Below are 21242 nucleotides of genomic sequence, written 5' to 3' on the forward strand. Positions count from 1 at the left end.
CGCAGTGGTTGAGTGGGCTCTACTACGCTGATTTCATCAGCTTTTACAGCCCTACTCAACTGTGCGGAGGTGGGACGACGAAATCGAATTCTAACGAATTACCGATTTCTGTCCCACTCTCTTTTTTCTTTCTATTGATAACTGTTCTCTCCTTTCTGAAAATATGGTAGAATAATAGAAATAGAAAGATAGGTGACCATGGATTACTTTAAACGACACAAATTTGATTGGTCCAAATTCCGTTTGGGGATGAGAACCTTTAAAACAGGGATTGCCGTTTTTATTGTACTACTTATTTTTGGAATATTTGGCTGGCGAGGCCTTCAGATCGGGACCTTGACAGCTGTTTTTAGTTTGAGGGAAGACTTTGATAAGAGTGTCCACTTCGGGGCTTCGCGTGTCATGGGCAACAGTATCGGAGGTTTTTATGCCGTATTGTTCTTCCTTTTAAAAACGCTCTTTCATGGGGCGTATTGGGTGACTCTTATTTTTGTACCCATTGCGACCATGTTAACCATTATGACAAATGTCGCTATGAATAATAAAGCAGGAATTATCGGAGGAGTTTCGGCAATGCTGATCATTACCCTCTCGATTCCTAACGGAGAAACCTTCTTGTATGTTTTTGCCCGAATATTTGAGACCTTTATTGGCGTTTTCGTTGCGATTTTGGTCAATTCGGATGTGGATCGCATTCGCGATTTTCTCAAGAAACACAAAAAACCTATGTAAGATTATATAACATTTAATCTTGACATAGATTTTTTTTTCGATATAATAGAATAGAAAGAGGAATGGTATGAAGGAAAAGGAATTACGACGCTCGCTGGCAGTCTTTCCGATTGGAAGTGTTATGAAGCTGACCGACTTGACAGCTCGCCAGATTCGTTATTATGAAGATCAGGGATTGATTTCTCCTGATCGGACAGAAGGCAATCGCCGTATGTATTCGTTGGACGATATGGACCGCCTGCTTGAGATCAAAGATTATATCTCAGATGGCTTCAATATTGCGGATATTAAGAAAAAATATGCGGAAAAAGAGCAAGAGCAAACCAAGGTTGTCAGTCAAGAAGAGATCCGTAAGGCTCTTCATCGTGACATTATTCAGCAAAGTCGCTTCACATCTTCCCCATCGCCATATGGTCAATTTCGTTGATCATTTCATATGCTTGTAATCTATTTTAAGGAGACAAAAATGTCAATTACTGCTGCAGATATTCGCCGTGAAGTAAAAGAAAAAAATGTTACTTTTATTCGCTTGATGTTCTCTGATATTTTGGGAACCATGAAGAACGTCGAAATTCCAGCTACCGATGAGCAACTGGACAAGGTTCTTTCAAACAAAGCCATGTTTGATGGTTCTTCTATCGAAGGATTTGTCCGTATCAACGAGTCAGATATGTATCTTTACCCAGATTTGGATACATGGACAGTCTTCCCTTGGGGAGATGAAAATGGTAGCGTAGCTGGCTTGATCTGTGATGTCTATACGACTGAAGGGAAACCATTTGCGGGCGACCCACGTGGCAACTTAAAACGTGCCCTTCGTCATATGGAAGAACTTGGATTCAAATCCTTTAACCTTGGTCCAGAACCAGAATTCTTCCTCTTCAAGTTGGACGAAAATGGAGATCCAACTCTTGAAGTAAACGACAAAGGTGGCTATTTTGACTTGGCTCCAACAGACCTTGCAGATAACACTCGTCGTGAAATCGTCAATGTCTTGACCAAGATGGGCTTTGAAGTAGAAGCCAGTCACCACGAAGTAGCCGTTGGTCAGCATGAAATCGACTTTAAGTATGACGAAGTTCTTCGCGCTTGTGACAAGATCCAAATCTTTAAACTCGTTGTGAAGACCATCGCCCGTAAACACGGCTTGTATGCAACCTTTATGGCCAAACCAAAATTTGGAATTGCCGGATCAGGTATGCACTGTAATATGTCTCTCTTTGACCAAGATGGCAACAATGCCTTCTTTGATCCAGAAGATCCAAAGGGCATGCAATTGTCAGAAACAGCTTATCACTTCTTGGGTGGCTTGATCAAGCATGCATATAACTTTACAGCGGTGACCAACCCAACCGTCAACTCTTATAAACGTTTGGTTCCTGGATATGAAGCACCTGTTTATATCGCTTGGGCAGGCCGCAACCGTTCCCCATTGGTACGTGTGCCAGCATCACGTGGTATGGGAACTCGTTTGGAATTACGCTCCGTAGACCCAATGGCCAATCCTTATGTAGCCTTGGCAGTCTTGCTTGAAGTCGGCCTTCATGGTATTGAAAATAAAATCGAAGCACCTGCTCCGATCGAAGAAAATATCTATGTGATGACACCGGAAGAACGTAGAGCAGCTGGAATCACAGATCTACCTTCTACCCTTCACAATGCCTTGAAAGCCTTGACAGAAGACGAAGTGGTGAAAGCTGCCTTGGGTGAACACATCTACACCAGCTTCCTTGAAGCCAAACGAATCGAATGGGCAAGCTATGCGACCTTCGTATCCCAATGGGAAGTAGACAACTATTTAGATCTTTATTAAGAAACAAGAGTAAAGAGGCTAGGACAAAAGTCCTAGCCTCTCAATTATTTTTGGATTGTCGAGCAAGACGCAGTGGTTGAGTGGGCTCTACTACGCTGATTTCATCAGCTTTTACAGCCCTACTCAACTGTGCGGAGGTGGGACGACGAAATCGAATTCTAACGAATTACCGATTTCTGTCCCACTCTCTTTTTGATCCTCAAAAAGTCATCATAAAACCAGTTGAAACAGTGGTCTCAACTGGTTGTTTTTTAATTTTCGTCATCTGGTGTGAGAATCATTGGGATAATGATAGGTTCACGTTCCGTGCTCTCGTATAAGAATGGGCGAAGGGCATTGACAATTGCACCATTGACGGTTTGGATATTGGCATCTTTGTTCTTCAAGGCGATGCGAATTGCATTGAAGAGGATGCGTTGGCTTTCACGGATCAGATCTCCTGATTCACGCATGTAGATAAAACCACGGCTCAAGATGTCTGGTCCAGCCAAGATCATCTTCGATTTGAAGTCAACAGTCGCAACAGCAAGCACGACACCGTCTTCGGAAAGGTCTCTCCGGTCACGAAGGACAGCAGCCCCGATTTCACCGATGCGGTTTCCATCGACATAGATATCTTGAGCATTGAAGCTTCCTGCGATACGAGCAGAGTTGGCTGTTAGAGCGAGGACATCACCATTACTCATGATGAAGATATTGTCTTTTTCCACTCCGCAATCACGCGCAAGTCCTGCGTGGATCTTCTGCATCCGGTATTCACCATGGACAGGCATGAAATATTTTGGTTTGATCAAGCGGAGCATAAGTTTTTGTTCTTGTTGCCCCCCGTGTCCAGAAGTATGGATATTGTTGATCTTCCCGTGGATGACATCGACACCCGCTTCGGAAATCGTATTGATCAATTTATTCACACTGGTTGTATTTCCAGGAATCGGACTAGAAGAGAAGATCACGGTATCTCCTGGTTGGAGTTGCACTTGGCGGTGCGTTCCGTTGGCAATCCGAGAGAGGGCTGCCATTGGCTCTCCTTGGCTTCCTGTACACATGATCAGGATTTCATTAGCTGCATAGTCTTTGATCTCATTTGGCTCGATAATGGTTCCAGCAGGGACCTTGATGTAGCCAAGCTCGATTCCATTGACGATGGCTTTTTCCATCGAGCGTCCAAAGACGACGATCTTACGACCGGTCTTAACAGCGGCCTCAGCAGCTTGTTGGAGACGGAAGATATTCGAAGCAAAGGAGGCAAAAATGATGCGCCCATGGATGCCTTCGATGATCTTCATGATGGATTGGCCAACCACTTTTTCAGAGTTAGTAAAGGTTGGGATTTCCGCGTTGGTTGAGTCTGAAAGCAGACAGAGAACGCCTTCTTCCCCAAGGGCCGCCATACGATGGAGGTCAGCCGGTTCTCCAACAGGTGTGAAGTCAAATTTGAAGTCTCCGGTACAGACAATCTTTCCTTGAGGGGTGTGAATCACAATCCCTAACGGTTCTGGAATCGAGTGAGTCGTACGGAAGAAGGTTGCTTTAAGATTTTTAAATTGAAGCTCAGTGTTTTGGTTGATTTCGTAGAGTTTGGCATCACGAAGAAGACCGTGCTCTTCTAATTTTCCACGGATTAAGGCAAGCGCCAAAGGTCCAGCGTAGATAGGGACATTGGCTTGCTTCAAAAGGAAAGGAATCCCACCGATGTGGTCTTCGTGTCCGTGGGTAATGAGGACCGCTTTGACGCGATCGATATTGTCAACGATATAAGAGTAATCTGGGATTACATAGTCGATCCCAAGGAGGTCATCTTCTGGAAATTTGATCCCGGCATCGACAATGATGATTTCATCTTGGTATTCGATCCCGTAGGTATTTTTTCCGATTTCTCCAAGTCCACCAATAGCAAATACACCAACTTCTTCAGGTTTTAAGGTATAAGCCATGGATTAGTACTCCGTTAGTTCAAAAGCACCTGACTCTTTCTCGTAAGCAAGGTGTTGCTCAGAAAGTGGTGTGATAAATTCAATGTTGAAATCTGTGTTTGCTTCAACCAATTGACGAGCTTGGATGCGTCCTTCGCGTTCATTTGGTGCATCAATATCGAGATAAAGTGCATGCGTGGTTTCACGACGAGGGTTGCGGTCTTTTGTTTCCTGATAAAAAACTTTGTAAATCATGAAGTAATTTTCCTTTCATTATTTCGGTCTATTTGTTAGCTACGAAGGAGTGCAATCACTAGAGTTTCCTACTCGCAACTAGTGGACCTGATTCGATACAATTAATTATCATTATATCATAAATTTGCCTGTAAGTAAAAGATAGACTGGAAAAGTCAGAGAGGCAAAGGGCTATAATAGAGAAGCTTTTGAGCGGTTTTGCATAGGAAAATCCTGCGCTCTAGAGGAGAGTTTCGCTGGGATTTGAAGGGAATTTGTAGTATAATATAATCCAGTTCAAGAGGAGTGGGAAATGAAATTATTAGCATTTGATACCTCGAGTAAGGCTCTTTCTGTAGCGATTTTAGAAGATGAGACTCTACTTGCAGAAACAACATTAACTATTAAAAAAAATCATAGTATCACCTTGATGCCGGTCATCGATTTTTTGATGCAACAAATTGACTTGACACCCAAGGACTTGGACCGCATCGTGGTGGCAGAAGGTCCTGGGAGCTACACTGGACTGCGCATTGCGGTCGCAACCGCAAAGACCTTGGCTCATACTTTAGGGATTGAATTGGTCGGGGTTTCGAGCCTCTTAGCCCTAGTGCCAGATGATCTAGAAGGTTTGGTAGTGCCTGTCATGGATGCCCGTCGGAACAACGTTTATGCAGGTTTTTACCAAGATGATCAGCTGGTCGCACCAGAAGGGCATTTTCCATTTGAGGAAGTCCTAGAGCGTGCAGCGACGAGTGAGCAGGTCACCTTTGTCGGAGAAGTCACGGCCTTTAAGGAGCAGATCGCCTCTAGCTTGTCAAGTGCTGCTTGTTATGAAACACTGCCAGATGCAGTGAAAATCGGACGTCTCGGTCTCAAACAAGCGCCCGCTAGCCTCCATGATTTTGTCCCTCATTATCTCAAACGGGTCGAAGCAGAGGAAAATTGGCTGAAAGACCACACGGAAACAACGACCTCTTACATCAAGCGCCTATGATGAAAGGAACAATCAGGAAAGGGAGTAGCCAAGATGCGGCTGCTATTCTCGCTGTGCTGGAAGATGTCTATGAAGCTAGCCCCTGGAAGTTGGAGCAGATTGAAGCTGATTTAGAGCAGGAATCGATCTCCTATTTCCTAGCTGTGGATGAGGGGCAAGTCCTTGGATTTGTCGCCATTCAAGAGACTCTCTATGAAGCAGAGGTCTTACAGATTGCGGTCAAGCGCGTCTTTCAAGGCCAAGGCCTAGCTCAGCAGTTACTCGCGCAGTTGCCGGACCAAAAAGAGATTTTCTTAGAAGTGCGCGTGTCCAATCAACCGGCCCAAGGCCTATACAAAAAAATGCATTTTGAAGAAATTGCACGGAGGAAAAACTACTATCACGATCCCATAGAGGATGCTGTGATCATGAAGAGGAACCCAAATGAAAGATAGATATATTTTGGCTTTTGAGACATCTTGCGATGAGACCAGCGTGGCTGTCTTGAAAAATGACGACCAACTCTTGTCCAATGTCATTGCCAGTCAAATCGAAAGTCACAAGCGTTTTGGTGGGGTGGTGCCTGAGGTAGCCTCTCGTCACCATGTGGAAGTCATCACCGCTTGTATTGAAGAAGCCCTGGAAGAAGCCGGCATCACAGAAGCCGATGTCACAGCTGTGGCTGTTACCTACGGTCCAGGCCTGGTTGGAGCTCTTTTGGTCGGCCTAGCAGCAGCCAAGGCCTTTGCTTGGGCGCACGGCCTCCCTTTGATTCCTGTCAATCATATGGCAGGTCACTTGATGGCCGCTCAAAGCGTCGAGCCCTTAGAGTTTCCGCTTTTGGCCTTGCTGGTGAGTGGAGGGCATACGGAGCTAGTCTACGTCAGTGAAGCGGGTGATTATAAGATCGTCGGAGAGACCCGTGATGACGCTGTAGGAGAGGCTTATGACAAGGTCGGGCGCGTCATGGGCTTGACCTATCCAGCAGGACGTGAGATTGATCAGCTGGCCCACCAAGGATCTGATATCTATGATTTCCCACGGGCTATGATCAAGGAAGACAATCTGGAATTCTCTTTTTCAGGGCTCAAATCAGCCTTTATCAATCTGCACCATAATGCGCAGCAAAAAGGAGAAAGTCTCTCCAATGCAGACCTGTCAGCGAGTTTCCAAGCAGCCGTCTTAGACATTCTCATGGCCAAGACCAAAAAGGCTTTGGAGAAATATCCAGTCAAGACTCTAGTCGTTGCGGGTGGGGTCGCAGCCAACCAAGGCCTTCGTGAACGCTTGGCTTCTGAGATCACGGATGTTAAGGTCATCATTCCGCCTCTGCGTCTCTGCGGGGACAATGCAGGGATGATTGCCTATGCCAGTGTCAGCGAATGGAACAAAGAAAACTTCGCAGGCTGGGATCTCAATGCCAAACCAAGCCTAGCCTTTGAAGGAATTGAATAAGAAAAAGGAGCCAATTGGATGTGCGATTCCAATGGCTTTTTTGTTGGGATCTCACCAACTAGTAGCGGATTTGCGGTTGACAAGAAAATTCGGTATGATAGAGGGAATGAAAGATTGATGGAATGGGATTGGTTCCCAGTATAGTTCTATAAAAAGTAGGTAGAAATGTTGAAAAAATTTTTAAGTTTGAAATTAGTTTTTCTAGTGGGCCTTGTAGTCGGTTTGGTATTCTATTTTAAACCTTCAGAGACTAAGAAAAATCCTATAGAAGATAGACCGAGATCAACAAAAATCATTCATGAAGGGAATCTCAAGGATGTTCAGCTATTTGGTGAGAAAAATCAATTTGTTTTGAGTAAGGATCTGACTTTGGCTGATGGGAAGTATCTGGTTGGTTTTGACTATGTAAAAAGCGATAAAAGAATAAAATGGGAGTATGTCGGATTCCGATATTACGATATTGACAATCAATTTAAAGAAACAACTGTAAATGCTTTAGACGAGATTCGAAAGACAGCACCAAAAGCCTTTATTTATGATTATCAAATAAATGTTAATAGTGGAGTAAGTGTTGTAGATCTCATTTATTATGATTCTCGTAGTGCAATGGAACGTAATATTGGAGATGGGAAAAATATTTATTACAAGTTGGATGAACAGAAATACTATAGCAAGTATGCCATCCCAGAGGGCAGTGCAGTTAAGGAAAAAATTATAGACTATACAAATTTAATGGAATTAATCGATAAGAATACCGGTTTTGACCTTCAAGCAGGATTTAAATTTCAGAAACAGGCTAAGAATATAAAGACAGATATCAATTTATTTGCAATTTATCCGGAATTCAAAGAGAAAATGTTGAGTGGTGAGTACTGGATTGAACCTAGATTACAGTTATTAAGTAGTAAGGAATGGTTTGATACTCTTCTTCATTGGTTTGCACCTAGAGGACAGGACACCTTACCTGGTGTAAAAATTGAAGCTCAGTATTCAATCGATGGCCAAGAACATGAAATTCGTTCTTATGATGAGTTTAAACAATACTACAACTGAAAAGGTGGTGAATTGGTTGAGTAAAGCTTCTTCTGGAAGAACGGGAGTTGAAGGAAGCTGATTTGGATCAGGTTTGTGGTGTCTAGGATGCTATCCTGAAAGCATGTAGGAAGTAAATAGGATGTTAGAATATAAAGAAACAAGTATTTTCTGTTACCAACTGGTAGAGTACGATGGCAAAAGATTTCTGTTAGACGCTAGTACCATGAAGCCTAAGCTCTATTATTGGGGGCTGCCAACGGAAGCTATCACTGTTGAGATGATGGAAGTAGATAAAAAAGTTGAAATTCCAGGCACACCCATCAATAAAATAAATGGGGGGACAGCAGCTATCATAGTCCAGCCATTTGTTGGAGCGGTTTATAGTCTCTTAAAAAATCGATTCAGTGAGTACGCCATTAGTCAGCAAATTTTTCTAAAGATAGTCTTATTTGTGGTTGCCATGCTTATATCTTTTGTGCTCTTTCGATTTTCAATAGAAAAGGCTCGTAAAAAGGTTAAGAATCTATTTCCTACAGCTAGGAAGAGATACAGGGTGACTTTCAAGCCGATACCAGAAAGAAAGCAAATTTTTGATGCCCATCTATTAAATGTTGTCTTACTGGCCTGTTTAGCTATGTATTTATTTAATAATAATGGTCAAGAAGGGATCTTTTTAGTGATAGGCGGTATTTTTACAGCTTTTCTATTGACCTTCGAATTTGGTAAAGTTCCAGTTCTTTTAGGAGCGAAAACAGGGAATTTAAGGCTTGATAGTGTAGAAGAGATAGTTATCGAAAAAAGTAACTAGAATGAAATGGACAAGAATAAAGGAGTAGAAATCATGAACAAAACGATCGTTTTGTTCATAGCGTTTCTATCATTAACAGCATGCGCCCAGTCTCGACAGGAATCAAAAGATTCTTCACAGAGTAAAACGTAGCAGACTTCAAAAGAGTCCTCATCTGTTAAAAATGAGACAGGTTTGCAATTTGTAGTGCCCCTGCAATATGAAGGGAAAGAATCAAATGTAGTTGAACTAGGGAAGAAATTAACCAAGGAACACCCAGAACTTGGAAATCAAGGAAGCCTATCGATCAACTATACGGGCGCAACTTTCTCATCCAATCAACAAGAATATGCTGTTTTTCTATTAATTAACAAAGCTGGATTTCAAATTGATAAGGATTTTGAGTTTTCATTGAATTGGAAATATGATGGGCAATTCATTTATCAAAATCAACGGATTGGCTATAAAATTAGTGACAGTGGAGTATTGCCGGATCAATCTGCTACGATTTTGACCTTGCCAATATCAAGCGAGCAAAAACAAATTGTTGAGACCATGACACAAGAAGAGAAGATGTCATTAGAGATGTCGGATTTAAAAGTAAATCGGTAGTGGAGAGATAGAAGTATAATGAGGGGTTATCCTTTCTATACCAGATCTTCTTTTTCAACCTTTTTTCTTGTGTTATAATAGAAGTCAATGATTCAGAAAGGAGCGAGAGAGTGGAAAAAGATTTTTGGCAGGGGGTGAGGGACGCGCTACCGACGGCTTTGGGCTATATCAGTATTGGCCTGGCTTGTGGTGTGGTGGCGTCTCCCTATCTTTCTCCTTTGGAGATGGCCTTGATGAGTGTCTTGGTCTATGCTGGGGCGGCCCAGTTTGCGATGATCTCTCTGATTGCGGCCCATTCTTCGATCTTGAATATGGCCTTGACGGTGTGTTTGATCAATCTCCGTAATATGTTGATGAGTCTGCATACGTCGTCTGACTTTAAGGATGCTAGTCTCGCTCATACCATCGGGATTGGAAGCCTCCTGACTGATGAGAGTTATGGGGTCTACTTGAGCGAGAAGTTAAAGACGGATACCATTACAGTTCCTTGGATGCATGGGAACAATCTAGTAGGCTATGTGGCCTGGATCAGTGCGACGGTTATCGGAACAGCTCTAGGATCTCTCCTACCTGATCCAAAGGCTTTTGGGCTTGATTTTGCTTTAGTGGCTATGTTTATTGGGATTTTTGCAGCTCAGTTTCAAGGAATGCAACTGACAGAAAAGACCAAGACCATGCTCATGGTGCTGTTAGCAGTAGCAGTGAGTTTCTTTCTCTTACTCTTTTTTGTTTCGCAACCGCTAGCTGTGCTAGCTGCGACCTTGATCGGCTGTTTTGTGGGGGTGGTCTGTGATGCGCGTGAATAGTTATATCATCATGGCCATTCTGGCCTCAGCCCTCGTTACTTGGATTCCTCGGATCTTGCCCTTCCTCTTAGTCAAATACAAGGGACTGCCGGCTCCTGTAACCCGCTTTCTCAAATACTTGCCCATTTCCATTATCTTTGCCTTGGTTTTATCAAGCTTAGTAGATGGAAAAATTGGAAGTCTCCCGCAGTTTCACTGGTTGGACCTAGTGGTGACCATTCCCAGTCTCTTTGTAGCCTTTCGTTACAAAAACCTTATGGGAACCGTCTTGTTTGGAATTGTCTTGATCGCCCTATTACGATTGGTGTTTTAAATGTAAAAATATGTTACAAAAAAATTACAATTGTTACAAAAAAACTTGATTTTTGTAACAATTGGAGTATAATGGGAGTCAGAAAGATAAAGAGGTGATCTTATGAAAAAATCAATCTTCCGTTGGAGTGCCGCTGTTCTAGTGGCTGCTTCACTTGGTCTAGCTCTCGGTGGTTGTGGTGCAAAGGATAAAAAGACAGCTACCTCATCCGCAAAAGCATCTACCAGCAAGGTAGAGAAAAAAGCCAAAAGTAATAGCAAAAAGAGTGCAGCATCTTCTTCTCAGGCAAACGATACAGCTAGCTCTTCGACTCAAGCAAGTAGCGCGACAACTTCAAAAGACTCTGGTAAGAACGAGAATGCGTCTACTACGACGCAAGCTACTGTCCCTGCAGAATTGGTGGGAACTTGGGTAGGATCTAGTCCACAAGCGGATGCGATCAAAATGACCGTCGATGCCAATGGGGATGTGACAACAGTGGTTAGCTTCAAAAATGATAGCGAACCGACTCGGACAGCGACCTATACGGCAAGAGCTGTCCAAGCAACTGGAAATATCTACTATTGGGATGCTGAAGGTCTTGATGGGGCTGATGCCTTGCTCCCTGGGATCACAGGCTTAGGTGTCGCTGATTTCCGACTCGAACCTGGTTTTATCTTAGAAGAAGGACACTATACACCGATTGTTTTCACAACGGCTACCAATACACCATTTGACTACAACAAATACAATGATTTCCGTTTTTCATTAACCAAAGAACAATAAAAAGACGAACTCGATGGAAAATCGAGTTCGTTTTTTAAATAGATTAACGAAGATAGATGACTTTGAACAACAAAATAGCCAAGATAGCAGCAAGGATTGGGGCTACAACTGGTACCCAAGCATACCACCATTTTGAATCACCTTTGTGTTCTCCTAATACAGATTTTGGAAGGAAGGCGTGGACCAAACGAGGACCAAAGTCACGTGCAGGGTTCAAACCAGGTCCAGTAGGACCACCGAGTGACGTAACAAGAGCCATAACAAGGAAGCCAAGAGCCAAGTGAGCAATTCCTAGTCCTGAAGCATGTGCTTGTGATAAAGCCAATTTTGCTGCTGATGAAGTGGCATCAAAGACGCCTCCTTGTTCAGTAGCAGCTTTTTGAGCAAGACCAGCAACTTCTGCACCAAAGAAATGTTTCGTCAAGCCAAGGGCGCCAAAGAAAAGGACGAATGAGCCTGCAAACTCGTTGATGAAGCCGTTAATTGTAGCAGCTTTACGTGATTCTGGAGTTCCTTTATCTACACTAGAAATGGTTGAGAATGTGCCTAAGATGTTGTTTGGATTTTCAGTTTGGATGTAGTATGGACGGTGAGCTGCAACGACAACCAATTGTCCAAACATAGCTCCAAGAAGTTGGGCAACGATGTATGGTAAAACATTTGCCCATGGGAAGAGTCCGCTAACTGCAAGTCCAAGGGTAAAAGCTGGGTTAATGTGATTTCCTGAAACATTACCAAACATTAAGGCTGGAATCATTACTCCCATCCCATATCCGATCGCAATGACAAGCCAACCGCTTTGATGACCTTTTGTTCCTTTTAATTCGACGTTTGCAACTGCACCATTTCCGAGGATAAGTAGCAAAGCTGTTCCAATAAACTCTGAAAAGAGTTTAACACTAAAATCAAAATCCATGATTCTAATAATCTCCTTTATAAATTTTATACCAATCCATTCTATCAAGTAAATACTAACTTGTAAAGAATTTTTAAAAATTTTATTTCAATAGATGAAGAATAAAGTTAGTGACTTTCAATTAGTAATGAAGGCTCCCTGCTACCCAACCGGTACAGAGGGCGGATGTGATATTAAAACCGCCTGTATGGGCATTGATATCGAGGACTTCTCCTGCAAAGTGGAGCCCAGGAACTAGCTTACTTTCTAGGGTTTTAGGATTGATTTCTTTGAGGCTGACGCCGCCCTTGGTGACAAAGGACTTGGCTAGAGACATCTTCCCAGTGACAGGAATAGGCCTCTCTTTGATGTTTTGAATGATCTCTTCTGTCTGAGTAGGAGTGAGTTGCTTGGCTTTTTCAGGGAATCCTTGCACCAAGAAATCAGCTAACCGTTCAGGAAGAAGGGTTTTGAGGCTATTTTTAATGGACTTTTCTCGATGCTCTTCTAGAAAGTCTTTTAACTCTTGAGAAGAGGTAGTCGGAAGGAGGTCCAGAGATAAGATTTCCCCACCTTTAACAAAGCTAGACATCCGAAGGGCTGCAGGGCCAGAAAGACCGAAATGCGTAAAGAGCAGGTCATGGGTGATGATGTGTTTGCCGTAGCTGAGGGTCACATCTGTCAGAGAGATCCCTTGGAGGTCCTTGTGTGGGAAGTCTGTCAAAAGAGGACTTTCTGCCGCTTCGAGATCGGTGATGGTGTGTTTGAAGTGGCGGGCAATTTCGTGTCCGTAGCCAGTAGAGCCAGTAGAAGGATAGGATTTGCCCCCAGTTGTGACAATCAGCTTGTCAGCTGTCCATGTTTTTTCAGCAGATTTGACGATAAAGACGTCTTCTGGCTTGGTGACGGAGACCACTTCGCAGTTGGTGGCCATGCTAGCACCTAGCTCAAGGATCTTATTTTCTAAGGCTTGAATAATGGTGCGAGATTGATCACTAGCAGGAAAGACCCGGCCATGATCTTCGACTTTTAGCTTGACGCCATTATCGGTGAAAAATTGGATGATATCATGATTATCAAATTGGGAAAACACACTGTAAAGGAAACGGCCATTTCCAGGGATACCGGCCATCAAATCGTCTAAGGTCCCGTTATTCGTGACGTTACAGCGACCTCCTCCGGTACCAGCAAGTTTCTTACCGAGCCTTTTATTTTTTTCGATCAGTAGCGTAGGTTGGCCATAGGAGGCGCTAGCAATAGTAGCCATCATTCCTGCTGGGCCACCACCGATGACAATGGTGTGAAAATGAGTCATGTAGATCCTTTCATGTTAACTTAACCGTTTTTGGTTTCATTGTATCATAAAATGGATGTCATGAATCAAAATAGTAGCTTCATTTTTTGGTAATTTGTTTTATTTTTTTAGAAAAAAGCTTGCAAATTTTCCGAAAAGGAGTAAACTGATAGGGATAAATGGATGTTTACTTCTAAGTAAGCAGAAGCGAGGATACGAATCCTTATTGGAAATGATCCAAAAAAAGGGAGATGAAGATGAAATTATATGTACAACTGACGATTATATTCACGATTTCATTAATTGGTGAAATCATTTCTGATGGGTTGCACCTACCAATTCCTGGAAGTATGATCGGGCTGTTGATCCTATTTTTATTATTGCAGTTTAAATTATTACGCATGCGCCACGTAAATATGGTAGGAAATTTTTTGTTAGCTAACATGACGATTCTGTTTCTTCCCCCTGCTGTCGGTATTATGGATAAGTTTCATGTGATTGCGCCTTATCTGTTTCCAATCATGTTGATTCTACTTGGAGCCTTGGTCATCAATGTGGCTTTAATTGCAATCGTGGTTAGTTTTATAAAAAATCGTTTTGAGGGTGATTATCCAGAAGGGGGACACAAGCGTGGCTAATTTTGCGAGTAATCCTTTATTTGGGATTGTCTTATCTATTTGGGCTTACTTGATTGGAATGTTAATTTTTCGCAGGTATCCCCACCCAATAACAACGCCACTTTTAGTGGCTACAGTAATCGTTATCTTATTCTTAATGATTACAGGAATTTCTTATAAAGATTACTATGTCGGTGGTTCCCTGTTAAATCAGTTGATTGGACCATCGACTGTCGCCTTGGGGATTCCTCTCTATAAAAGTTTCCATTTGATGAAGCATCATGCACGGAGTATTCTGATTGGCTCGACAGTGGCAGTTATTGTGAATACTATTTTTACAGCCTTGATCGCGAAAGCATTTGGAATGAAGTACTTTCTAGCCATTTCGCTCTTTCCAAAATCAGTTACGACTGCAATGGCAGTTGGGATTACTGAAAAAATGCAAGGAATTACGACCATCACTCTTGTGGTAGTTGTAGCAACTGGATTATTAACAAGTGTCTTGGGCCCAACGATATTGAAACTGTTAAAAATAAAAGATCCAGTGGCTATTGGTTTAGCCCTTGGCGGAACTGGACATGCAGTAGGAACAGGGACAGCGTTTAAGTATGGTCATGTGGCCGGTGCTATGGCAGGATTGGCAATAGGGATCACAGGAATTTTGTATGTATTCATTAGTCCAATTGTGGCTTCGATGATTTTATCCTAATACATTTTATTATTTTCTGAGAGAGGCTCAAAAAGGCTCTCTTTCATTTTGTAGTGAAAGCTTAAAAATCAATCTAGAGTGAAAGAAGCTTTTCATGATTACTATCCAAAGCTTTTCCAAGCGTCTAAAAAATGGTATAATGAACTGTAAATTTCAGAAGTTGGAAGGAATGTAATTACTATGATGAATATGCAAAATATGATGAAGCAAGCTCAAAAATTGCAAAAGCAAATGGAGCAAAGCCAAGCGGAATTAGCCGCAACTCAATTTGTAGGGAAATCTGCTCAAGACTTGGTTGTTGCAACTCTTACAGGTGATAAGAAGGTTGTTTCCATCGATTTCAATGCTGCAGTGGTCGACCCAGAAGATACAGAAACTCTTTCTGATATGACGGTTCAAGCCATCAATGCTGCCATTGAAGAAATTGATGCTGCAACCAAGAAAAAACTCGGTGCTTTCGCAGGGAAATTGCCATTTTAAGCTAAGGAAGTTTTCATTAACTCAAAAGAGGCTGGGACAAAAGTCCTAGCCTCTTAATTGTTTTTGGATTGTCGAGCAAGACGCAGTGGTTGAGTGGGCTCTACTACGCTGATTTCATCAGCTTTTACAGCCCTACTCAACTGTGCGGAGGTGGGACGACGAAATCGAATTCTAACGAATTACCGATTTCTGTCCCACTCTCTCTTTTTATTCATCAAAGAATCCGGATAAGTCCAAGCCTCCGAAGGGGTTGGTGGAGAAGTTCTCTTGCTTTTCAAGGAGGGTGCGGCCTTGATCAAATTCGAGGAATTGTTGGTAGACAAGGGCTGTCATGCGGGCGTCCTCTAAGCTATCGTGTGATTTTCCTGCGACTCCCAAAAATTCTGCAACGGTGTGGAGTTGGAGATTTTTAATGCCGTGGAGGTCAGATGGACGACGTTCGAAAGCCTCGTCAAAGACATCGACAGCGTACTGGTCTTCTAGATCCAAGCTATTTTCAAGTAGGATGGGTAGGTCGCTCTTTTGGGCATTGTATCCGATCAAGGGCCGGTCTCCTACAAAGGCCTTGAATTCGCTGAGGACCTGTTCGAGTTGTGGGGCATTTTGGATCTTGTCCTGGGTAATGCCAGTCAGACCGTTAATAAAGCTTTTTAGGGGCTTATCGGTGTAAACGTAGGAGTCGTAGTGATCGACTTCTTTACCGTTCGTAAAACGTACGGCAGATACCTGGATGATCTGATAGGCGCCTTCGTATTGGTTAAATTCGAGATCAAAGGCGATATAATCTTCTAATGCTTTCATGGGAAATCTCCTGTGGTAGAAAAGAAAAGGGACTGGTAGGATCCAGCCCCGGATTATCGACGGAAAACGCGTGCCCAGAAACCTTTGCTTTCTTGCTCTTGAACTTTTTCGTTGGCTTGTTCGAGTTCAAGTTTCAAGGTATCGCGGTCGTTCATTGCTTGTAAAGTCAATTGTTGTTGTTGGTCCAATTGCTTGTCTTTTTCAGCAATTTGAACATCTTTCACGCGCAACTGTTCATCTTTCTTAGCGAGTTGCTCGTCTTTGGCTTGGAGTTGCTCGTAGAGACGGACGATTTCAGCGTTTTTTTCATCTACCAAAATTTCCATCAATTCGCGTTGCTTCACATCATCGCTGACTGGCTCATCTTCAAAAATAGTTTTTTTGTAGATTTCTTCAAGCTTGATCAAGCCACTACGGGTTACAACGGTAACCCCTTTTTCGTTTTTTTGGGTATCTTCTGGAGCCAGCGCCTTGACACGGTTATTGACCGCCTGGCGGCTGACTCCTAAAATTTCAGCAATTTCGCTGACAGTTTTTTCAATCGCCATAACTTCCTCTAATATCTTTTTCTATGAAATACTCTATTAGATAGTAACATAAGTAGGCTAAGCTGTCAAATGAAGCAAAGAAAGGCTAAGCCTTGATACCACGATTAGTGGGCCTCTGTCATTTCAGGAAGGCTGAGGCTTGATTGTGCTAAGTCAATGGTGAGTTGGTAATCGGTTTGATCACGCACAGTGATTTCAAAGTCCGTCGTGTAAAGGACCAAGCGAAGAGTTGCACCTTTTTCAAGCTTGTAGATGGTTGGTTGGAGATCAAAGTCAAATTCCATCCACTCGCCTGGTGTTACGGCCTCAACCTCTAAGAGGTCATGACGATTTTGGAGGTTGAGATAACCTTTAGAAATCACTCGTTGGCCTGCCTCCTTAAATGGCAATTCAGTCAAGTTGTCTAGCATATGGTAGCGACCGTTATCCAGCGTACGGACCGATAAGACTGCAGGATAGGGTTGGAGGTATTTCTTGCTTCCAAGCTCTAAAAGTTGGGCTGAGAGCAGGCCTTTATTGGTGCTGGAGTGAAGTCGCAGGTGAAGGCGAGCTTTCCCGTTGAGGTGTAGGTCTTCTTCGATTGGAAGATCGATTGTCACCTGTTGGGCCTTGTCTTGGTAAAGATCGCTTAAGAAGGTCGGATAAGCCTTGCCATAGCGCTCGTAATCTTTTGTCTCGTAGCGGTTTTGGATGACTTTTTCACCATTTCCGAGTAGGAAGGTCCGCTGACTTGTTTGATTGCCAAAATCATCCAAGGAAGTCCAACTTTGTTCTCCTGTATTGTCCTGCCAAATGACAGTTGGCAACTCATAGCTTGAATCGTAGCCCAGCAATTTTTTAGAGAGAAGGGCATTCATGCTCTCACGGAAGTCAATGGACTGCCAGTTGTTGAGGTAGACATGGGCACCATTGTGGTAGAAGAGGTGTTTCTTGATGCTTGCTGGAAGGGCTTGGAACATGTTAAAGACGTGAAGTGGTTTGACGTTCCAGTCTTGGGAGCCATGGGTAAAGACCACCTCTGCTTGGACTCGGTCAGCATGTAGGAGATAATTGCGGTCGTGCCAGAATTGGTTGTAGTCTCCAGAAGCGCGGTCCAGCTCTTTTTTGACGCGATCAAGATCGGCTTGGTGGGCCGCATTGTGGTGTAAATAATCCCCACCTAAAAGGTTGCGTGAATAGGTTAATTCGGCAAGGGAATCAAAATCTTCACCTGGATAGCCACCAGGACTTGTCACGAGACCATTTTCACGGTAGTAATTGTACCAAGAAGAGATCCCAGCCTCTGCAATGATGACTTCTAGACCATCCACACCTGTGGTCGCAAGGCCGTTAGACATGGTTCCAAGGTAAGAGATCCCGGTGGTTGCGACCTTTCCATTGGACCAATCGGCCTTGACTTGGCGTTTGCGTGTGTGATCTGTAAAGGCCCGGCAACGGCCATTGAGCCAGTCGATAACGTTCTTGTAGGCTTCGATTTGTTGGTAATTTCCATTGGTCATCAAGCCTTGCGAATCTTTTGTTCCAACTCCAGATACGTAGAGATTAGCGTATCCGCGTGGAAGCAGGTAGTCGTTGAGGGTATAGCTAGAGTTGATATGGGTTAGGAGCTCTTCAGCCTCGTCCACCTCTTCAGCTTGACCGACAGGTTCGACTAATGTTAATTGAGGTTCTTCTAGTTGAATGGTATGAGGTTCTTTGACCTCGAGGTCGACATTCATATTGTAGAGGGCCTTGTCGCTGGCCTTGTCGTTAGTCCCTTGGTGGTAAGGGCTAGCGGTCATGACAGCTGGAATCTTGCCTTCATAGCGAGGACGGATGATGCTGACCTTAACCAAGTCTGGCAGGCCATCCTTGTCGGTATCGACCCGGCTTTCGACATAAACGACCTCACGGATAGCATCATGGCTCGTAAAGGTTGCGAGGCTCTTGCCATTAAAATAATGATACTGGTTGGTCTCAGGAATCAAACCATCGCTGACCAACTGATCGATCAAGGTATTGCCTCGTTTGGTGCGGGTGTTCAAGAGTTGGTAGAGGTTTTCTAGGAGAGAGCCATATGTGATGGGAAAAGCCGTCTCCTTGCGAAAGGCTTCGCTATCATCAAAGTCGACAAAAAAGCTAAAGCCCAGTAATTGAAAGGCAACTGTATAAAAAATATCTGCTGTTAAGGGTTTTTCAGAGTTGAAAAATGCCAGCAAATCGGTTTCTTTATCTGCCACAAGAGTCGATAAGGCATAGTCTGTGTCCTTATATTGGAAAGATACTTGGCGGACAAAGGCTTCCAACATTTTTTTTGGATCGCTCTCTTCTTGGAAGTTAAAGCCCAAAAGAGCCAACTCTTCCTTTATCGTGTCATTGGCTGTAGGAATATAGCTAAATTGATTAAATTTCATGGTGGATTCTCCTATCTTGTTCACATCTCGATTTGAGTGAGCAGTCGCATCAGTGCTGTCATCATTCCAATTTCTATTATACTGAATCAAAAAGGGATTGTCTAAAGAAAATAGGGAAAGCGCTTGTCGATAGAGTTTTTCATAAATCTGCGCAAAATTTCTTGTAAAAAGCCAGAAAATCTTTTACAATAAAAAGTGCTTGGAGGAAGTTATGACAACAAATCAGATCGTAAGAGTGATCCCAGTCTTGAAAGTGAATAACCGAAATGTCAATCAACGCTTTTATGAAGAGACATTGGGAATGAAAGTATTAGTGGAAGAAGGAGCTCTCCTATCTTTAGGAGATGCCTCAAAAGTTGAGAAAATTGTCTTAGAAGAGTCACCGAGTATGCGTTCGCGTAAGGTCGAAGGTCCAAAGAAATTGGGTCGCATCGTGGTGAAAGTGGCACAAGCTCAAGAAATTGATTATTTATTAGCACGCCAGCCAGAAATAAGCGCCCTTTACCAAGGAGCTAATGGTCGCGCCTTTGAAGTTGTGTCTCCTCAAGGAGATACCATTTTTGTGCATGCTGAAGAAAATCTTGAAAGCCTAGAACCGTTGGAGAAAGCGCCTCTTGTTGAACTTCCAGAAGATTTCAAAGGTTTGACCAGCTTTGATGTGGACTTTCTTGAGGTCAATGTGGCCGATCTTGCTAAGGCTGAGAAGTTCTATAGCAACTTGCCAGCTTTGGCACACCTTATCCATTTACAGGAAGCCCAAGGAGAAGATCTCCAAGTGGAGAACAAGGTGACTTGGGATTTGAGTATGATTAAGGTCGAATTGGCTCCTTTTTATGTGGAAGTTCTGAAAGAAAGCTTAGGAGAAGCTGTCGATTTTGTGCACCGTAAGGGAACTTTCTTGATTGCCAAGGATCCAAGTCAGATCGAACTCTGGTTTGAAGCCAATCAAGATCAGGTCCATATTTCTTATGAAGAATAAGAATGGAGTGATGAGCGTGAAGGCAATCATCGAAAAAATCACCGAACAAATCCAAGAAGGCATCTATCCAGGTGCCTCTCTTGCGCTCTACCGCAATGGTCAGTGGAGTGAATACTATCTGGGACTTGCGGACCCTGAAAAAGGAGAGCCAGTAGAAGCTGATCTGGTCTATGATTTGGCAAGTGTCAGCAAGGTTGTCGGAGTCGCTACGATCTGTGCCTTTTTGTATACGAAAGGGGAGCTTGCACTCGATCGCCCCTTTAAAGAGTTTTACCCGCGTTTTGCTCATGAGAAGACAACCATCCGGGAACTCTTGACCCATACTTCGGGGCTAGATCCTTTTATCCCCAACCGGGATCAATTGGATGCGAGACAGTTGAAAACAGCCCTTGAAAATTTGCAGTTGAAAGAAGACAAGAGTTTTCATTACACCGATGTAAATTTTCTTTTGCTGGGCTTTTGGTTAGAAGACAGGTTTCGCCAGCCCTTGGATTGTTTATTTGAAGAGCTGATTTTTACACCTTGGAAGATGACGGAAACACGGTTTGGACCGGTCGAAAAGGCGGTGCCAACGGTCCGTGGAGTGGCTTCTGGAAGTGTCCACGATCCCAAAGCGAGAGTTCTGGGGCGTCATGCGGGAAGTGCTGGACTTTTTTCAACTGTTGCTGATCTAGAGCGCTTCTTAGAGCATTATCTGAAGGAGGATTTTGCGCGTGACTTGTCTCAGAATTTTGCGCGTGAAGAGGGCAAGACCCGCGCTCTTGGATGGAATCTAGAGGGGGACTGGTTGGATCATACGGGCTATACAGGAACCTTCATCATGTACAATCGCAAGAGCCAGGAAGCTGTGATCTTTTTGTCCAACCGGACCTATGAGAAGGACGAACGGGCCCAATGGATCCTGGACCGCAACTCCTTGATGGACTTGATCAAACAAGAATGTGAAAAATAGAAATGAAAGGCTAGGATGATGGATCCTGGCCTTTTGCTATCTGTCAGATAGAACTCAACTCCGTCTTAGGTTGGATTTCCTTCAAAAGCATCGCTTTTTTGGCTGATTTATATTAAAATAGTAATGACCTTAA

25 protein-coding genes are annotated in these 21242 nt (G+C 43.3%); 18 read left to right on the forward strand and 7 right to left on the reverse strand.

Annotated elements, in window-relative coordinates; translation table 11 throughout:
• Positions 1-198 precede the first annotated feature (198 nt).
• From PCY07_RS09065 to glnA, 3 genes are all read left to right on the forward strand, one after another.
• Positions 199-732, forward strand: a complete 534-nt coding sequence (locus PCY07_RS09065) for an aromatic acid exporter family protein (RefSeq protein WP_003008874.1) — start codon at positions 199-201, stop codon at positions 730-732.
• Between the two features lie 67 nt (positions 733-799).
• Entirely contained in the window at positions 800-1159 is a 360-nt protein-coding gene (locus PCY07_RS09070; protein WP_003012408.1) for a MerR family transcriptional regulator, read from the forward strand.
• Between the two features lie 39 nt (positions 1160-1198).
• Positions 1199-2545 carry a type I glutamate--ammonia ligase gene (gene glnA, locus PCY07_RS09075; protein WP_041818373.1) on the forward strand — a complete coding sequence of 449 codons (1347 nt, stop codon included), beginning with the start codon at positions 1199-1201 and terminating at the stop codon, positions 2543-2545.
• A gap of 251 nt (positions 2546-2796) precedes the next feature.
• Here glnA and PCY07_RS09080 read toward each other — a convergent pair whose 3' ends face one another.
• Together PCY07_RS09080 and PCY07_RS09085 are read right to left on the reverse strand one after the other, a co-directional pair.
• Positions 2797-4479 carry a ribonuclease J gene (locus tag PCY07_RS09080; RefSeq protein ID WP_003015245.1) on the reverse strand — a complete coding sequence of 561 codons (1683 nt, stop codon included), beginning with the start codon at positions 4477-4479 and terminating at the stop codon, positions 2797-2799.
• Positions 4480-4482: 3 nt separating this feature from the next.
• Positions 4483-4713 carry a DNA-directed RNA polymerase subunit epsilon gene (locus PCY07_RS09085; RefSeq protein WP_003008866.1) on the reverse strand — a complete coding sequence of 77 codons (231 nt, stop codon included), beginning with the start codon at positions 4711-4713 and terminating at the stop codon, positions 4483-4485.
• 292 nt (positions 4714-5005) lie between these two features.
• Between PCY07_RS09085 and tsaB the strand changes: the two genes are divergently transcribed.
• The 10 genes from tsaB to PCY07_RS09135 all read left to right on the forward strand — a co-directional run bounded on the left by tsaB (position 5006) and on the right by PCY07_RS09135 (position 11441).
• Positions 5006-5689 (forward strand): tRNA (adenosine(37)-N6)-threonylcarbamoyltransferase complex dimerization subunit type 1 TsaB, encoded by a 684-nt coding sequence (gene tsaB / locus PCY07_RS09090; protein ID WP_195412456.1) that lies wholly within the window; start codon positions 5006-5008, stop codon positions 5687-5689.
• Positions 5686-6123 (forward strand): ribosomal protein S18-alanine N-acetyltransferase, encoded by a 438-nt coding sequence (rimI, locus tag PCY07_RS09095; protein WP_215194919.1) that lies wholly within the window; start codon positions 5686-5688, stop codon positions 6121-6123. Before tsaB ends, rimI begins: the two co-directional genes overlap by 4 nt.
• Positions 6113-7123, forward strand: coding sequence for a tRNA (adenosine(37)-N6)-threonylcarbamoyltransferase complex transferase subunit TsaD (tsaD, locus tag PCY07_RS09100; protein ID WP_061591222.1), 1011 nt, complete (start codon positions 6113-6115; stop codon positions 7121-7123). Before rimI ends, tsaD begins: the two co-directional genes overlap by 11 nt.
• Before the next feature lie 18 nt (positions 7124-7141).
• Positions 7142-7267 carry a hypothetical protein gene (locus tag PCY07_RS09105; RefSeq protein WP_301356521.1) on the forward strand — a complete coding sequence of 42 codons (126 nt, stop codon included), beginning with the start codon at positions 7142-7144 and terminating at the stop codon, positions 7265-7267.
• 21 nt (positions 7268-7288) lie between these two features.
• Positions 7289-8176: a hypothetical protein gene (locus PCY07_RS09110; protein ID WP_301356522.1), complete on the forward strand. Its 888-nt coding sequence runs from the start codon at positions 7289-7291 to the stop codon at positions 8174-8176.
• Positions 8177-8297: 121 nt separating this feature from the next.
• Entirely contained in the window at positions 8298-8966 is a 669-nt protein-coding gene (locus PCY07_RS09115) for a DUF443 family protein (RefSeq protein WP_301356523.1), read from the forward strand.
• A 174-nt stretch (positions 8967-9140) separates the two neighbouring features.
• Complete coding sequence (locus PCY07_RS09120; protein ID WP_225901465.1) at positions 9141-9557, forward strand: hypothetical protein; 417 nt, start codon at positions 9141-9143, stop codon at positions 9555-9557.
• 110 nt (positions 9558-9667) lie between these two features.
• A complete protein-coding gene (locus PCY07_RS09125) occupies positions 9668-10363 on the forward strand; it encodes an AzlC family ABC transporter permease (protein ID WP_003003018.1) in 696 nt (231 codons plus the stop codon).
• Positions 10350-10676 carry an AzlD domain-containing protein gene (locus tag PCY07_RS09130; protein ID WP_215194921.1) on the forward strand — a complete coding sequence of 109 codons (327 nt, stop codon included), beginning with the start codon at positions 10350-10352 and terminating at the stop codon, positions 10674-10676. Before PCY07_RS09125 ends, PCY07_RS09130 begins: the two co-directional genes overlap by 14 nt.
• Before the next feature lie 102 nt (positions 10677-10778).
• Positions 10779-11441: a hypothetical protein gene (locus tag PCY07_RS09135; RefSeq protein WP_215194922.1), complete on the forward strand. Its 663-nt coding sequence runs from the start codon at positions 10779-10781 to the stop codon at positions 11439-11441.
• A gap of 43 nt (positions 11442-11484) precedes the next feature.
• Here PCY07_RS09135 and gla read toward each other — a convergent pair whose 3' ends face one another.
• Positions 11485-12357, reverse strand: coding sequence for an aquaglyceroporin Gla (gla, locus tag PCY07_RS09140; protein ID WP_215194923.1), 873 nt, complete (start codon positions 12355-12357; stop codon positions 11485-11487).
• Between the two features lie 121 nt (positions 12358-12478).
• On the reverse strand, positions 12479-13651 hold the full coding sequence (locus PCY07_RS09145; RefSeq protein WP_215194924.1) for an NAD(P)/FAD-dependent oxidoreductase: 1173 nt from the start codon (positions 13649-13651) through the stop codon (positions 12479-12481).
• A 236-nt stretch (positions 13652-13887) separates the two neighbouring features.
• Here PCY07_RS09145 and PCY07_RS09150 point away from each other — a divergent pair, with 236 nt between their 5' ends.
• The 3 genes from PCY07_RS09150 (at position 13888) to PCY07_RS09160 (ending at position 15436) form a co-directional block, all read left to right on the forward strand.
• Positions 13888-14268 (forward strand): CidA/LrgA family protein, encoded by a 381-nt coding sequence (locus PCY07_RS09150; protein WP_031576327.1) that lies wholly within the window; start codon positions 13888-13890, stop codon positions 14266-14268.
• Positions 14261-14956 (forward strand): LrgB family protein, encoded by a 696-nt coding sequence (locus tag PCY07_RS09155; protein WP_003008843.1) that lies wholly within the window; start codon positions 14261-14263, stop codon positions 14954-14956. Before PCY07_RS09150 ends, PCY07_RS09155 begins: the two co-directional genes overlap by 8 nt.
• A gap of 180 nt (positions 14957-15136) precedes the next feature.
• Positions 15137-15436: a YbaB/EbfC family nucleoid-associated protein gene (locus PCY07_RS09160; protein ID WP_003005613.1), complete on the forward strand. Its 300-nt coding sequence runs from the start codon at positions 15137-15139 to the stop codon at positions 15434-15436.
• A 207-nt stretch (positions 15437-15643) separates the two neighbouring features.
• Here the strand turns inward: PCY07_RS09160 and PCY07_RS09165 are convergent, their stop codons facing one another.
• From PCY07_RS09165 to PCY07_RS09175, 3 genes are all read right to left on the reverse strand, one after another.
• Positions 15644-16237: a 3'-5' exonuclease gene (locus tag PCY07_RS09165; RefSeq protein ID WP_156671733.1), complete on the reverse strand. Its 594-nt coding sequence runs from the start codon at positions 16235-16237 to the stop codon at positions 15644-15646.
• A gap of 53 nt (positions 16238-16290) precedes the next feature.
• A complete protein-coding gene (locus tag PCY07_RS09170) occupies positions 16291-16800 on the reverse strand; it encodes a DUF536 domain-containing protein (RefSeq protein WP_301356535.1) in 510 nt (169 codons plus the stop codon).
• Between the two features lie 89 nt (positions 16801-16889).
• Positions 16890-19178: a Xaa-Pro dipeptidyl-peptidase gene (locus PCY07_RS09175; RefSeq protein WP_156671735.1), complete on the reverse strand. Its 2289-nt coding sequence runs from the start codon at positions 19176-19178 to the stop codon at positions 16890-16892.
• Between the two features lie 211 nt (positions 19179-19389).
• On the opposite strand from PCY07_RS09175, the gene PCY07_RS09180 reads away from it, so the two are divergent.
• Both PCY07_RS09180 and PCY07_RS09185 read left to right on the forward strand, forming a co-directional pair.
• Entirely contained in the window at positions 19390-20157 is a 768-nt protein-coding gene (locus PCY07_RS09180) for a CppA N-terminal domain-containing protein (RefSeq protein WP_301356526.1), read from the forward strand.
• Positions 20158-20167: 10 nt separating this feature from the next.
• Entirely contained in the window at positions 20168-21109 is a 942-nt protein-coding gene (locus PCY07_RS09185) for a serine hydrolase domain-containing protein (RefSeq protein ID WP_301356536.1), read from the forward strand.
• The last annotated feature ends 133 nt before the right edge of the window (positions 21110-21242 follow it).

This window comes from Streptococcus sp. SP1, from assembly GCF_030440005.1.
Taxonomy (GTDB): Bacteria; Bacillota; Bacilli; order Lactobacillales; family Streptococcaceae; genus Streptococcus; species Streptococcus parasanguinis.

Excerpts from the sequence above, each read along its gene's own strand:
- PCY07_RS09065 (WP_003008874.1), top strand. The coding sequence starts at position 199 with ATGGATTACTTTAAACGACACAAATTTGATTGGTCCAAATTCCGTTTG.
- PCY07_RS09070 (WP_003012408.1), top strand. The coding sequence starts at position 800 with ATGAAGGAAAAGGAATTACGACGCTCGCTGGCAGTCTTTCCGATTGGA.
- glnA (WP_041818373.1), top strand. The coding sequence starts at position 1,199 with ATGTCAATTACTGCTGCAGATATTCGCCGTGAAGTAAAAGAAAAAAAT.
- PCY07_RS09080 (WP_003015245.1), bottom strand. The coding sequence starts at position 4,479 with ATGGCTTATACCTTAAAACCTGAAGAAGTTGGTGTATTTGCTATTGGT.
- PCY07_RS09085 (WP_003008866.1), bottom strand. The coding sequence starts at position 4,713 with ATGATTTACAAAGTTTTTTATCAGGAAACAAAAGACCGCAACCCTCGT.
- tsaB (WP_195412456.1), top strand. The coding sequence starts at position 5,006 with ATGAAATTATTAGCATTTGATACCTCGAGTAAGGCTCTTTCTGTAGCG.
- rimI (WP_215194919.1), top strand. The coding sequence starts at position 5,686 with ATGATGAAAGGAACAATCAGGAAAGGGAGTAGCCAAGATGCGGCTGCT.
- tsaD (WP_061591222.1), top strand. The coding sequence starts at position 6,113 with ATGAAAGATAGATATATTTTGGCTTTTGAGACATCTTGCGATGAGACC.
- PCY07_RS09105 (WP_301356521.1), top strand. The coding sequence starts at position 7,142 with ATGTGCGATTCCAATGGCTTTTTTGTTGGGATCTCACCAACTAGTAGC.
- PCY07_RS09110 (WP_301356522.1), top strand. The coding sequence starts at position 7,289 with ATGTTGAAAAAATTTTTAAGTTTGAAATTAGTTTTTCTAGTGGGCCTT.
- PCY07_RS09115 (WP_301356523.1), top strand. The coding sequence starts at position 8,298 with ATGTTAGAATATAAAGAAACAAGTATTTTCTGTTACCAACTGGTAGAG.
- PCY07_RS09130 (WP_215194921.1), top strand. The coding sequence starts at position 10,350 with ATGCGCGTGAATAGTTATATCATCATGGCCATTCTGGCCTCAGCCCTC.
- PCY07_RS09135 (WP_215194922.1), top strand. The coding sequence starts at position 10,779 with ATGAAAAAATCAATCTTCCGTTGGAGTGCCGCTGTTCTAGTGGCTGCT.
- gla (WP_215194923.1), bottom strand. The coding sequence starts at position 12,357 with ATGGATTTTGATTTTAGTGTTAAACTCTTTTCAGAGTTTATTGGAACA.
- PCY07_RS09145 (WP_215194924.1), bottom strand. The coding sequence starts at position 13,651 with ATGACTCATTTTCACACCATTGTCATCGGTGGTGGCCCAGCAGGAATG.
- PCY07_RS09150 (WP_031576327.1), top strand. The coding sequence starts at position 13,888 with ATGAAATTATATGTACAACTGACGATTATATTCACGATTTCATTAATT.
- PCY07_RS09160 (WP_003005613.1), top strand. The coding sequence starts at position 15,137 with ATGATGAATATGCAAAATATGATGAAGCAAGCTCAAAAATTGCAAAAG.
- PCY07_RS09165 (WP_156671733.1), bottom strand. The coding sequence starts at position 16,237 with ATGAAAGCATTAGAAGATTATATCGCCTTTGATCTCGAATTTAACCAA.
- PCY07_RS09175 (WP_156671735.1), bottom strand. The coding sequence starts at position 19,178 with ATGAAATTTAATCAATTTAGCTATATTCCTACAGCCAATGACACGATA.
- PCY07_RS09180 (WP_301356526.1), top strand. The coding sequence starts at position 19,390 with ATGACAACAAATCAGATCGTAAGAGTGATCCCAGTCTTGAAAGTGAAT.
- PCY07_RS09185 (WP_301356536.1), top strand. The coding sequence starts at position 20,168 with ATGAGCGTGAAGGCAATCATCGAAAAAATCACCGAACAAATCCAAGAA.